This is a genomic window from Anaerovibrio sp., assembly GCF_051866355.1.
Classification (GTDB): domain Bacteria; phylum Bacillota; class Negativicutes; order Selenomonadales; family Selenomonadaceae; genus Anaerovibrio.
On record NZ_JBJDWZ010000091.1, the window covers coordinates 1 to 13758 of the forward strand.

The 13758-nt window shown below is 43.7% G+C and carries 11 protein-coding genes; all 11 read left to right on the forward strand.

Annotated elements, in window-relative coordinates:
- The coding region (locus tag ACI3UA_RS05020; RefSeq protein ID WP_439723737.1) for a hypothetical protein at positions 1 to 911 on the forward strand (911 nt) is incomplete at its 5' end.
- Positions 902 to 1654: a conjugal transfer protein TrbF gene (trbF, locus tag ACI3UA_RS05025; RefSeq protein ID WP_439723738.1), complete on the forward strand. Its 753-nt coding sequence runs from the start codon at positions 902 to 904 to the stop codon at positions 1652 to 1654. The genes ACI3UA_RS05020 and trbF, both read left to right, overlap by 10 nt.
- A 13-nt stretch (positions 1655 to 1667) precedes the next feature.
- Positions 1668 to 2828, forward strand: coding sequence for a TrbG/VirB9 family P-type conjugative transfer protein (locus tag ACI3UA_RS05030; RefSeq protein ID WP_439723739.1), 1161 nt, complete (start codon positions 1668 to 1670; stop codon positions 2826 to 2828).
- Between the two features lie 11 nt (positions 2829 to 2839).
- Complete coding sequence (locus ACI3UA_RS05035; RefSeq protein WP_439723740.1) at positions 2840 to 4150, forward strand: TrbI/VirB10 family protein; 1311 nt, start codon at positions 2840 to 2842, stop codon at positions 4148 to 4150.
- An 11-nt stretch (positions 4151 to 4161) separates the two neighbouring features.
- A complete protein-coding gene (locus ACI3UA_RS05040) occupies positions 4162 to 6900 on the forward strand; it encodes a type IV secretory system conjugative DNA transfer family protein (protein ID WP_439723741.1) in 2739 nt (912 codons plus the stop codon).
- Entirely contained in the window at positions 6884 to 7858 is a 975-nt protein-coding gene (gene trbB / locus ACI3UA_RS05045; RefSeq protein ID WP_439723742.1) for a P-type conjugative transfer ATPase TrbB, read from the forward strand. Before ACI3UA_RS05040 ends, trbB begins: the two co-directional genes overlap by 17 nt.
- A gap of 79 nt (positions 7859 to 7937) precedes the next feature.
- The gene (locus tag ACI3UA_RS05050) at positions 7938 to 8378 is read left to right on the forward strand and encodes a hypothetical protein (protein ID WP_439723743.1); all 441 of its coding nucleotides are present in this window, start codon (positions 7938 to 7940) and stop codon (positions 8376 to 8378) included.
- An 18-nt stretch (positions 8379 to 8396) separates the two neighbouring features.
- The gene (locus ACI3UA_RS05055) at positions 8397 to 8663 is read left to right on the forward strand and encodes a VirB3 family type IV secretion system protein (RefSeq protein ID WP_439723744.1); all 267 of its coding nucleotides are present in this window, start codon (positions 8397 to 8399) and stop codon (positions 8661 to 8663) included.
- Positions 8664 to 8747: 84 nt separating this feature from the next.
- A complete protein-coding gene (locus ACI3UA_RS05060; protein ID WP_439723745.1) occupies positions 8748 to 9773 on the forward strand; it encodes a hypothetical protein in 1026 nt (341 codons plus the stop codon).
- 1 nt (position 9774) lies between these two features.
- Positions 9775 to 12249, forward strand: a complete 2475-nt coding sequence (locus tag ACI3UA_RS05065; RefSeq protein WP_439723746.1) for an ATP-binding protein — start codon at positions 9775 to 9777, stop codon at positions 12247 to 12249.
- A partial coding sequence (locus ACI3UA_RS05070) for a hypothetical protein (RefSeq protein WP_439723747.1) occupies positions 12249 to 13758 on the forward strand: 1510 nt, incomplete at its 3' end. The genes ACI3UA_RS05065 and ACI3UA_RS05070, both read left to right, overlap by 1 nt.

The window sequence follows — 13758 nt, forward strand, 5'->3', positions numbered from 1 at the left end:
ATTACCAGATGGTAAATTTTACACAAGTCCGCAAAGTGACAAATGATTTTATGCGTGAGCATCAGAAGTTATGCAGCTTTGTCCTGCATTTGATGCTGCTGGGGGTGTATTCTCCGGCATTTATATTTGGTTCATCAATAATAGATTCTTCTGTACCGTCTGCTGGTTTACTGTGGTTATTAGCAACTATGATTTTTATAAATATGGTTACAGAAGATTTGCAAACGAAGCAGATAGATATTCGCAAAGCAGCAGTGCTTATTATTCTATTGCTTAGTGTTTCGCAATATGATTTTTTAGCCTCTGTTGTCTTATTTGCATTTTATGTGCTATCGCTTCAATTTATCAACTTAGCATTGCTATTAGTCAATTTTCTTGCTTCAAATGCGAAGAATATAACCAATCATATCAAGTCATTTTTTACTAAGGATGGGGACAAAAATGACCTAGATGAACCATTAGAGTTGCCATTCTTACCTATTATGGCTGTGTCAATGGCAATCTATAGCGGTTCGGTTTTATATTTTTATTCTATTGGGGCTGCTGAGATATACGTGCCTCTTATGGAAATTCATCATATAACAGGTGATTTTATAAGCAAAATATTCAACGTAAACTGGCGATGGGTATCAGTTATTCAGTGTGTGATAGTGTTTATTCTCTTATGCTATGCATATCACAAAATGGTGGAAAATTTGTTGCAATCAGAGTTTTACAAAGGAACAAAGTTTCAGGAACTACAGGGATTTATCGCTCCCTGGGATTTGTTCCTGGTAGCGGCTTTTATGGTGGTTTTCAATATGTTTAACATGCAATTTATAATATGCATCGGTTTTTCATTAAGTGGATTTATTAAATTTGTCTACGAATCTTACTTGGAAATCAGGAAAGGGGATAAATTATGGCAATAAGTTTATTTAACCAACAGGAAAAGTTCAATGCAGAACAGCCTCATAATCCGGCTACACCTGCTGAAAGGGCGGAAGCAGTCTGGGATAGGCGTATAGGGTCTGCTGTGGTGCAGGCATATAATTGGCGACGTATATCGCTGGGGCTCGTTGTTGTATGCATCGTACTGGCAGCAGGATTGGTATGGCAATCAATGAAATCGACTGTCATTCCTTATGTAGTTACTGTGAACGAAACCACAGGAGAAATCAAGAAGGCAGGAGCATTTGTAGAGGCTGATTATACGCCGCAGGAGGCGGAAATTAAGTATTTCATAGCTGAGTTTGTAAAAAATGCCCGCAGCATGGGCTACGATCCAGTGGTTTATGCCAAGCAGCAGGAAAAGGCTATGGCATACATGACACAGGATGCAGCGCAAAAATATCATAACAAATACAGCGCACAGCAGCAAAAGGTGGGTAAGAGCCTGGTAACAATCAAGAACATCTCGGTTCAAAAGGTGCCGGAATCTCAGGCATCCTTCCTGGTACGCTGGATTGAAGAAGAAGTGGACGTATCAACTTCTTCCTATAAGGATGTACAGATGTCAGGCACTTTTAGTTATACTATGTTGCCGGTGAAAGAGGAAAATATCTTAAATAATCCGTTGGGCATTTATATTACCGGGTTTGATTTTATCCAGGATATATCTACTGTCAACAGCAATGGCAATCAGGATGCCAAAAACATGAATAACAAGAAGTAAGGAGAATAGGAACATGAGAACAATGAACATTATTAAGAATTTAAGGAAGATTACTATTTCTGCATTGATTATTGGTTGCAGCTTTACTTATACGCCAGCTTTTGCTGCGGACAATGCTGATGATATTGACAGCATGATACAGAGTCAGCAGCAGATATTGGCGCAGCTGACGCAAAAGAAGTCTGAAAAGAACAGCAAGGAAATTTTAAGCAAAATCGATTTTCTTGAAAAGAAAATCAATGCAGCAAATTCATCTCAGGCTGTAGCTGATCTTTCTGCCCAGGTTATGGATTTGCGGGCAAAGCTGGAGGATACTATTGAAACACAGGAACGGATCATGGCTTTATTGGAAAAGCTGGAAAAGGAAAGAAAGGATGAAGCGGCAGCTCGCAACGTGGTGGCTGCTCAGGCCAGGGATTTAGGAGAGAGTTATAGAGCCTACGGCTCTCCGGCAACCCGTAATTATCTGGTCAATCCTGGTGGGCAGGGCAGTGATGTAAGCTATACACAGGATGCTATCAACTCACAGGGGAACTCCACGATGGTGTTCTCATATAGCCCGAACCAGATGTACAAAATATACTGTCGCAGAGGGTTTATTACGGATTTGTCATTCAAAAAAGGTGAAACTATTTCCTACGTTGGCGGTGGTGACACCGCTTCCTGGAGTATCAGCAAGACAAACGTGGATGGCGTAGAACATTTGCTGGTAAAGCCGGTTGTTGAAACAGGCACGACGAATTTCTTCATTGCCACCAATAAACATACCTATCAGGTGATTGTAAATTCGTCTAATTGGTACAATCCAATGGTGACCTGGGTTTATGGCGAAGAGGCTATTCAGGAGAATCTATTGAATAAAGCAAAAGAGGAACGTGTTGTTACAGGCACCGTCAATGCGGCGAACCTTACGGAGATGGACTTTAACTATGAAGTTTCAGGCAAAGGCAATAAGCCGGTGATGGTGTTCAGCGATGGTGAGAAGACATATCTGAAATTTGACAAGATGAACAAAAAACAGGTTCCCATCTTCATCCGCAGCAAAAATCGCAAGGAAATGTCATTGGTAAGTTATACCATCAAGGATAAATATATGATCATAGAGAAGACCTTTGATATAGCCCAGATCAGGGAATCTGACAGTAACATCATCACCATAAAGCATAAGGATTGAGGCGAGCGTATATGGATATTTCAAAGCATATTACGGCAATAAAACAGCTGATTATTAACAGATTGCCTAAAAAGTGGCAGAGTTCTGGCCGGGAGCGTTCAGATTCTTATGATGGTATCGATGATGATTTGGAAGAGGAAGATCTGCAGCCAGGCAATATTAGCATGACGGATGGTGAAAAGGACAAGACATTAGGTATAAACAAAAAATTTGTCAATATAGCATTAATGGCATCTGCCCTAATTATTCTTGTAGCATTTGCTTATAATATCATGGATGGTGATGGATATGACCAGCAGAATAATGGGCAAATGCAAAAAAATGAGCAGGCAGCTGATCCGAATATGGCAAAGCGGCAGGCACTGGAAACGGATTACAGGGATGTTCAGGCACAGATGCAGATGGCCAATCAGCAGAAGACTGGCAATACAGGTGCAAATGGCAGCAGGGCTGCCGGTAATGTGCAAAACATGCAGCCAGCAGGTACACAGCAGCAGGTTCCGGCTATCCGGGCAACCCAGCAACCTCAGCAGTCATATTCAACGCCGTATATGCTTCCATCTGCTTTGGCGCAGATTGATGCCAACGCCAGGCGAAATGCACCTAACCAGAGTATCAATCAGGATGCCGCCGAGGCCCAAAACAAGGAAACTAAGGCTTTGGTGGATAAATTCCGTTCTGCAATTGATTTTGCCATTGGTGGTGGTGGAGTCAGTGCAGCTGATAATGCAAATTCTGACGGAAGTACTGTCACTGCAAATATGGGTAACTATTCGGCTGGCTACTCAGCTCCTGGCGGTATGATATTGCAGGCAGGAACCATCATACCTATGATGCTCTATACCGGAATCAATACGGACAATCCGGGTCAGGTTATCGCCCAGGTGCAAAGTGATGTTTATGACACTGCTACAAGGACAACCTTACTGATACCAATGGGAACGAAAGCCATTGGCTCCTATCAGGGAGGTTCAGGGAATTCAGATCGTGTGGCAATTACTTTTTCAACACTGGTTTTTCCAAATGGCGGTTCATATTCCATTGGCGACAGCATGGTAGCAGTGGATGACCATGGATATAACGGCATTCGTGGCAATATGAACAAGCACATGGATGCAGCTATCGGCAGAACACTGGTGAATGGTGTACTAAGTGCAGGATTTACAGCACTTAGTACCATCGGGGCCAACAGAGCGAATATTGATACCAGCGGCTTACAACAGTTGTTGCAGAGCAGTACCAATATCCAGCCTACGGTAACTGTTGAGCCAGGGTATGAGTTTAACATTTTTGTTACCCAGCCAATTTCATTTTCATTCTAAAAGGTGATGTTATGGAAAATTCAAATAGCAAAATCAAGAATATCCGGCTGATTTATCTGGTTATTATGGTATTTGCTGTCCTGCTTGGGAATTGGCTGAAAACCAGCCTGATTGCTGCTGATGCCGGGTATCTGGATTATTTGGAGCAGAGAAGTGTCCAGCTGGGAATAGTTTCTATCCCTAACGGTTTTTCACTAGGCTCGATGCACATTTATCAGCCTTTTGCCTGGAAGACCTGGGTGGCTGATCCTATGATACAGAAAAATATGCCGGATATCGTCAATAGCTATGGTATATGCCCGCTGGCTGCAATTTTGCTTGGGGCTGGAGTATGCTATCTGCTTAGCCGAAAAAACAGAAGGCTTGATTCTCATGGTACTGCTGAATTTGCCAGTGCTAAAGATATTGAGCAGCTTGGACTGACGGCAAAGGATAATGGCGTAGTCTGTGGTCGTAATCCGTACACGGATAAAATTATGCTGCATGATGGGCCGGAGCATATCTTTTTGGCAGCCCCTACGCGTTCCGGTAAGGGCGTGGGTATTATCATACCTACCGGCATCATCTGGAAGCATTCCATATTCTTCTTTGATCCCAAGGGAGAATTGTGGGCATCTACAGCTGGTTTCAGGCAGAAAAATCTCAAGCAGAAGGTCTTGAAATTTGAGCCATTGTGCAGTGATGGTTCAGCAGCAAAATGGAATCCATATGCAGAAATAAACTTTCAGAGCTATGAGGAGTATTCAGACGTAACTACAATCAATGAAACGATGGTGAAGACAGGTGAGCAGACAAATTCGGATCCATTTTGGAATGATTCTGCCATCAATGTCCTGAATGGTGTTGTAATGCACCTGATGTACAAGAATTGCCAGGAGAACAGGGAGTTACCCTGTCCGACGGATGTGTTCAGCTTTCTGTCTTCTCCAAACCTGAATACGGATCAGCTTTTTTCTATCATGAAGGTTTATCCGCATATTTCTCCAGAGGAATTTATGGAGCTGGAGTACGAAGAAGAAGTGGGAGATGGTACAGAAAAGAAAAAAGTAAAGAAGCAGTATCATAATCCGCTGAAGGAAGTGTACGGTACTTATTATACGGATTTTGCTCCCATTGTAGACTATCTCAGGTCACTAAAGGTAAATCCGCTGACAGATGAGGAGTACAGCTCCATCATGGAAATGGAAGGGAAAAATCCTACTGAAGAGCTTCAAGCGGCCTTTGAAAATTTGCGCAAAGCGATCGTGGCACGAAAAGAAGTAGTCAGCTGGAAATCTCCCATGATCAAAATACGTAACTGCAAAGATATTAAAGAGATAGAGGCGGTTATCAATACCCATAAATCGCCTCTGTACAGGTTGCTGGTACACGCCAAGGTGGCAGAGTCGGCAGCTAATATCTTGGAAGGTGCCAAGGAAACACGGCAGTCAATTCTGAGTTCTGCCAAAACGCCATTGGCACTGTACCAGGATCCGCTTATACGAAAGAATACGGCAGTATCAGATTTTTGCTTTAGGGATCTGATGAACCCGGAGCAGGCCATATCCTTGTACATGGTGCTGCAGCCAAATGACATAGATAAGCTTCGTCCGCTTACCAGGCTTTTTGTCAATACCATGATAGCCAAGACTGTCCGGGATATGAAATTTGACAATCCTGATGCCAAAAAGCAGAGGCTTTTGCTAATGCTGGATGAGTTTCCCCAGCTAAAGAAGATGGAAACTATCGGTAACACGCTGGCGATTTGTGCCGGTTATGGTGTAAAAATCTGCATAGTTGTCCAGAATATCACACAGCTGAACGAGATTTACACCAAGGATGGTTCAAATAAAATTCTTTCCAACAGCCAGGTACAGATTTACATGACACCATCTGAATATGATACAGCCAAGGTTCTGTCGGATACTATCGGAGATAAAACCATTACAGCGCAGAGCCAATCCAGCAATGGATTGTTTAAAGGTGGTTCCACATCTACATCGGAGCAGGGCAGAAAGCTCTTGAATCCTGATGAGATTATGCGCATGGACAAGGATAAAAACCAGCTGGTACTTGTCCAAGGTGGTAAACCAATTATGGCTAAAAAAATCAGGTGGTACAAGGAACCATATTTCCAAAAGCGTGCTTTTGCCATTCACGCACCGATATTTTCGGATACGTGTACAGCTATCAGGGACTATGAGCAGCTTTTTGCCATCCATGCAGCAGAAGTGGCAGATATAAAAGAACGGCAGGAAAAAGTAAATCAGGCGCGTCTGAGCAGTGAAGCTGAAACTGCTGGTCAGGATGATAGCGATACTGGTGAAGCAACTGACGATAAGGAAAATGCAGGGGAGGATGATGACAAAAATACATCTGCAGATAACCAAACTATAGATAATCAATCCAATACAGAATCTGGGACGCTAGTGGAATTTAAAGCCCCTGAGAGGTCAGAAGTGGAGCTGGTAAGTACAAGGAAGGATGATGAGCAGATTGAACGTGCAGAAGAAGCTGCCGAAAGCGACATTCAGCAGCCAGCAGAGAACATTGAGCCAGAAAAAGAAAAAGACTATACAGCAGAGCCAGGAAATGCTGACAACAGGCCATCTCAGCCAGCTGATATACCACGGACACGGCCAGCAGGTGAGGAAGAAGTAGATATGTATGATGATGAACCAGCCAACCTAGATCCTGTATTTTTGCAATTGGTAGCAACTATGGCAAAAGAAAAGGAAGGGGGAAGTGACGGGCATGGAACATCAGCTTAATGAAGCGGAAATCAGAACCCGTAAGACACTTGTTAATGCAATGGGGGTATCCATCCTGGAATACCTGGCTGATACCAAGGTTTTGGAGTTGGCAGTGAATACAGATCAACGGCTTTGGATTGATACATTCGATAGGGGCTGGGTGGATACCGGGCATAAGGTTTTGCCGTCTATTGCCAAGCAGATTATCTACGGTGTAGCAGCGATGGCAGATACAGTCATTGATGTGGAGAACAAGCCATATCTGGAAGCTGAAATGAAGCCATGGGAGCCGTATTGGCCCAAATGCCGATTTCAGGCAGAGCTGCCGGATATTGTGGATGTGCCTATATTCAATATCAGAAAACACGCCAAGACGGTCTTTACCCTGGATGATTATGTACGGCAGGGGACTATGACAGAGCGGCAGCGTGAGGTTATTCTGCAAGGTATACAGAATCACGAAAATATTATTGCTGCCGGTGGCACCAGTTCCGGTAAAACGACATTGCTGAATGCCATACTGGATAAGGTTTCTGATACCGGGGACAGGCTGGTTATCATCGAGGATACACCGGAACTGCAGTGCAATGCTCCGAATCATGTGAGGCTGAAAACTCAGAAGCCGTACATTGATATGAACGAGCTTTTGAGAATGTCCCTGCGCTTATCGCCACGGAGGATTGTTGTGGGAGAGGTCAGGGGCAAGGAAGCACTGACACTGCTTAAAGCCTGGAACACAGGGCATGACGGAGGATGTGCAACATTGCACAGTGATTCTGCATTGGAATCATTGTACCGTCTGGAGCAGATGATTTCGGAGATTTCTGTATCCCCTCAGCAGCGCACCATTGGGCAGGCCGTAGGCATGGTTATCTATATCAAAAAGGATGGTGTAAGAAGGAAAGTTTCTGAAATAATCCGGGTAAAGAAATATAATCCTCAATCACAGGAATATGAGATTGAGCATGTGGTGTAAATTTGCGACAAATCCGCATTTTAAAAACGCTTGACAGTTTTACAATAGTATCAGATTAGCAAAAAGGAGGCTAAATATTATGAGTACATCAAAAATGATTTTCGGGAAAGTTCAGAGTGGCAGGCAGCTGTGGGAGGCATTAGGCAAAAAGACTGCTGAAATTTGGCAGAACCATCGTCTTGAATTGGTTTATGCCGGAGTCTTAATGGGAACAATTTGTATTTGTCAGGATACAGGATTTGCCCAGAGTGCAGCATCAGCAGAGAATGGCTTTATGAAAGCAATTGGTGCCCCGATTAGCCAGTTGGCATTTTTTGCTACCAAAGGTGTTGGTGGATTGATGGCAGCAGTCGGCGTCGGTAAGGCCGCATACGAAAAATTTACATCGCAAAATCAGCAGGGCCTTGGTACATCTATAGGCCTTGTAGGAGGCGGTGCTGCTCTGGCAAATGCAGATTCTTTGGTTGGCGTTACAGGCCTAAACGTTTCATTGGACGCTTCCGGCCTGGTATTTTTCTAATGGTGGTGGTAGTGCAACATGGAAGATGGCCAGAGATATACAATGGCAAAATTGCCACTGTTCCAGGCACTGACCGAGCATCCCCTGTTTGCCAAGGTGCCGCAGGTGGTGCTGGTGGTTCTTGGGGCGATAACAGCAGCATTTTTATTGATATTCAAATTTTTTTATATACTCGTTATTACAGGGATATTGTATTTTGTTGCTGTGATTTTATCCGCGGGGGATGCACAGTTTTTCGATTGCTACCAAAAATATATCAAAAAACATGATTATTATTCCACATGAGTGGGACTGTGGGAATAGCAAGGCGAGACTCTGCTGGGGTGATAATGCAAGTCTCGCTTTTTTCATAAGGAAAGGTGATTTTTTTTGAAAGAGGCAAGCTGGAAGGAATACGTCGAAGATGAGGAGAATATCAGCTACTGGCTTAAGTGGGGCGGTCTGCTCCATCCGCAGATCATGCAGAATAAAGATTACAGCATGTTTTCTGTGATTGCCTATAAACCATATAAGGCGGATATAGGCAACACATTGCAGCAGTTAACAGATTTAAATTTACGAAATGGCTGGGTATATTGGATTGAAGAACAGCACATAAATGGGGTTACTAAATGTTTTTTAGTGATTTATTGGAACCCATTTTATCTTAATGGCGATACAATCAAAAATTACATTACAGGGAAAATCAGGGCTGAAGAGGCCAGAGAAAAGTTTTTTGCGGTGGTAACTGGCATATTCAACATATTATACAAAGTTGCAACATGCCATATATTGGAATATCAGGCGTTGATTAGCTTTTTGGAATCGGCAATTTCTATCAGCAAGCCAAAGATAGAGATGCCTGATACTCCTTTGTATATGGATGCGTTGCTTACACAGGATGCGGGAATTTTTGTTAATAATAATTCCATTTGTATAGGCAGTAACAATCTCTTGATTATTACGATGCCGCCGCCCTCCAATATTCGTGATGAGCATATAGTTATGAATTTTTTAAACAGTAAGGGACTGGCTTATCGCCATGTGCAAAGGCTTTTAATTATCGAGCAGAGGAGTATTGAGAAAGAACGCAATAATTACACCAGGCTGTGGTGTATGGGTAGGCCGTCTGTAAAAAGCATGATAGCGGCTAACATACTGGGCCGACTGAACGGCTATTATCTGAATGCCTGGATTATATCGGTGGCAGTGAGTAAAACTGATGAAATAAGTCATCAGTTGCAGGCGTTTTTAACTCAGGAGGAAGTTTCATACATTTTAGAAGCTTATAACAGCAAAAATGTATGGTGGGCAAGCCTGCCGGGCATGGCAGAGCCTTATGCCAATCCGCCTGCAGTTGGGTTTGCCAGTATCGATGAGCTTTTACTGCATTCAGGAGATGAAGAAGATGTATAAGATGAACTTATTTTCAAATAAATACAAGAAAAAACATTTTTTGCGTGATGCAATGGTGTGGGGGATTTTGCGTACAGGCAGATTGCCGGGAAGTAACGAAAAGGTAGCTATCGTACTGAACAAGGATGGCTCTTTTCAGCTGACTATGGCATACCATGGGCCGGATCTAGATTCATCCATAGAGGCGGAGCTTTCTATGATAACATCGCAGCTCAGTCAGGAATTTTGCTCGTTGCCTACGGATTATGTACTTTATTTCGAGGCACAGCGTGTACCATCCTTGGGCTATCCGACTGATCAGTATTTTCCTGATATTGTCACAAGGGCAATGGATAAGGAACGGGAGGTGCTGTTTTCTGATGGGAGCCACTATGAATCTAAATTCTATGTGACAATTTATTATCGGCCTCCTCTGGATAGTGCTGAGAAAATGAAGGAAATATTCATAGAGGGGCGCAAGAAAAAGGTGGTTCACGCAGAGGACACAATGGACAGGTTCTTGGAGCAGGTCAATAAGTTCTACATGGTAATAACCGGGCTTAGAATACCGATACGCCCCCTGACTGCCGATGAAACAGTTACCTATCTGCACTCTACCATATCTGACAATCCGCGTCCGATAAAAGTACCAGGGAAGCCGCTTCTATTGGACAGCTATCTATATGATACGCCCCTTTATGCCGGTCTGGAGCCGAAGCTGAACAGGCAGCATTTGCGGATTGTCGTGCCGGTTAAATATCCTCACGCTACGGCTTTCGGACTACTGGATGCCCTGAATAATTTGGATTTTCCCTATCGCTGGTCTACCCGCTGCTTTTGTATGACCAAAAACGATACATTGAGTACGCTGGAAACAATGCGCAAGGCGTGGTATGCCAAGCTGCAGAGCTTCTGGAGTTATTTCATCCACCGGGATGATCCTAACATAGAACGATACAATGATGAGCATGTGGAGGGACTGATTCACGAAATTAAAGAAGCAAGGCTGGCAGTAGAGGCCGATTCCTTTGGTTTTGTGTATTATACTACAGCGATTATTGTATCATCAGATGATCCGGAGGAAGCGGATCAGAGAGCCAGGACTATCAAGCAGCTCATGCTGGACAGTGGCTTCAAAAAAGTCAGTGTAGAAACCCTGAATGCTGTGGAAGCCTGGATGGGTTCCTTGCCGGGGCTGGTGGGGAGAAATATCCGCAGGGAAATCATCAGTACCGGCAATCTGGTTCATCTTATGCCCATCTCGGCTATATGGGCCGGTAATGGCTATAATAAGCATCTTGAGGGGCCACCGCTTTTATATACAGAAACCAATGGCAACACGCCGTTTCGTCTTAACCTTCATGTAGGGCAGATAGGGCATACCATGCTGGTGGGGGATACCGGCGCCGGTAAATCTGTGCATTTATGCTGCATAGAGGCGGCATTCCGCCGGTATAAAAATGCCAGGGTTATTATTTTTGACAACGGCAAGTCCAGCAAGGTGATTACTTATGGGGTTGGGGGCAAGTTTTATGATTTGGCGGATGAAAGAAATGGCCTGTCCTTTCAGCCACTTGCTCAGGTTGACAACCCTGACGAGAGGCAGTGGGCTATGGAGTGGCTGTGTGATTTTCTGCAGGATGAAGGCGTGGAGGTCACGCCGCATCTCAAGAGCCTGATTAGAGAGGCACTTTTAATCCTGTCCAGCCTGCCCAAAGAGCATAGAACCATATCTACGCTCAGGGATTATTTACAGGATGAGCATCTAAAGCAGGCTATTGCGCCTATGACGATGGGGAATGAATATGGCAGTATTTTTGATTCTAATATTGATACCCTGGAACTGAGCAGCTGGCAGAGCTTTGAGATGGGCAAGATTATCAACAAGCCGAATATAATCGGCCCAGTGCTGATGTATATTTTCCATCGCATAGAGAATATGCTGAAAGGGTATGATGGGCATGATGTGACACAGGACGGCCCTACACTGATAGTTTTGGACGAGTGTTGGATGTTCTTCAAAAATCCTCTTTTTGCGCTCAAAATAGAGGACTGGCTGCGTACACTTAGAAAATTCAATGCCTCGGTTATTTTTGCAACCCAGTCCCTGGATGATGTTGTGAAATCACCGCTTTTTGATATTATCCTTGGTTCCTGCAAAACGCATATATTTCTTCCGGATGAGATGGCAATGGAGCCGAAAAGAAAGGCTGTTTATTCACAGTTCAAGCTTAATGAACGGCAGATGGAAATTCTTTCTGCAGCAAAGAAGCAGAAGCACTATTATTACACTTCGCCGGAAGGTTCACGGCTCTATGATCTGGGGCTGGAAAGCTGTCCTTTGAGCCTGGCTTATGTGGCTGTAGGCAAGAAGGATCTTGCGTTGTGCGAGAAGATTATAGAAACCCATGGTGCAGAGAAGTTTAACTATTTCTGGTTAGAGGAGCATGGACTGAAAATACCGGGAGAATTTATAGAAAAAGAGGAGGCGGTATAATGGAATCACTGAATCATGCATATTTGCGTATTATCGATAAGCTGGATGTGAATGAGAAGGTGGCAAGCTGCAAAAAAAGCTTGATCCATCAGGCGCAGAGCCAGAATTTGAATCTGGAAGAATATATGGCACAGCACAGGGAGGATATTATCAATATCTATAAGCAGGCTGATTTGTCGGTTGTCTGCGATTTGATGGATATTGGTTATTCCTGGCGCGACGTTATGGAAAATTATGCCAATACTCCAATGATCCTTAACGAATATGACGATGCTGCTCTTATCAAGAAGTATACAGATGAAGTAATAGAGCTGGTCAATGCCGAAAGGCGTAAGAGGTCAAAAACTGATTTTGTGGAGGCCTCAGAAGCTTTCGAACGTATCAAGAAAAACCTGAGCAAGAAGTATATGGATGATGACAATTCATTCAGTAAATATCATGATGGTGAGATTGTAATCAGTATGCTTGTAAATGAAGGGTATCCTGAAAAGACGGTGGCTGATGTTCTGCTGAAGAATACCGACCATGATGAGATATACATAAAAAGCCTGATGGAAAAGTGCATGATGGTAAAACGGGCCTATTCAGACATTCAGGCGGCAAGGCCGCTTTCAAAAGCGCGTAATGAATTTGATGTGTATCGTTCGCTGGCTAAGGAACACATGGCAAAGCTCGGCATAAAGATTTTATCCTACAGCGATGATATGGCAATTTTTGAGCAGTTCAAAGCCATAAAGTTTCCGGATGATTTTATTCGTAAAGCTATGCTCAAGGCATCGCCTGTAGCAAATGAACCCGGCAGAAATAATAAGGCCTATGTAGATGCTGTACTTAGCGGAGACAGCAATCACAGTGAGTTTCTGGATGGACTGGCACGTCAGCCTGTAGTAGATGCGGAGCAGGAATATAAGGCCATCATTGAAATATATAACAGCAAGCTGAAGAAGAAGGGCATCACTGATGGCGTAAAAGAGGGGGTAAACAGGGCGTATTTTGATATCCTGGCTGTCAAGGAACTGTTTGGCAAGCATTATCCGGAAGCAGATATAGTCCGGGTATTGAAGGAATTCAGCCCGGAGGATGCAGTACGGTCATTCCCAGGGTATACCTTATGGGTGACGGATAAAGCCAAGAGGCTCATTTCCAAGGAGGAGTATATTCTCAGCAAGCCACATATTAATCTTCCCGAAGGGAGCTATACAGAGCTTGTTGACCAGGGATTTACCCCAAAGGATATTATTATATCCCTGTTGCAGAAGCGATTGGAGTTAAATCCAAGCATGAGCCATGTGCTGCATAAAAATTTCGTGGATAAGGATTTGGCTGAAAGTGCCTTGAGCCGGTATCCTGACTTTGATCTCGATGCCATGCGAGGAGTATTTGCAGATTTCCCAAGGGCGATTATCCTGTCCGGCAGCAATATGGCCGAAGAAAAGAATTATGTGGAGAATGTGATAGAAACCGCTCAGAAGCGCATTGACAGGCAAAAAGAAAAGAGCAGGGAAAGCG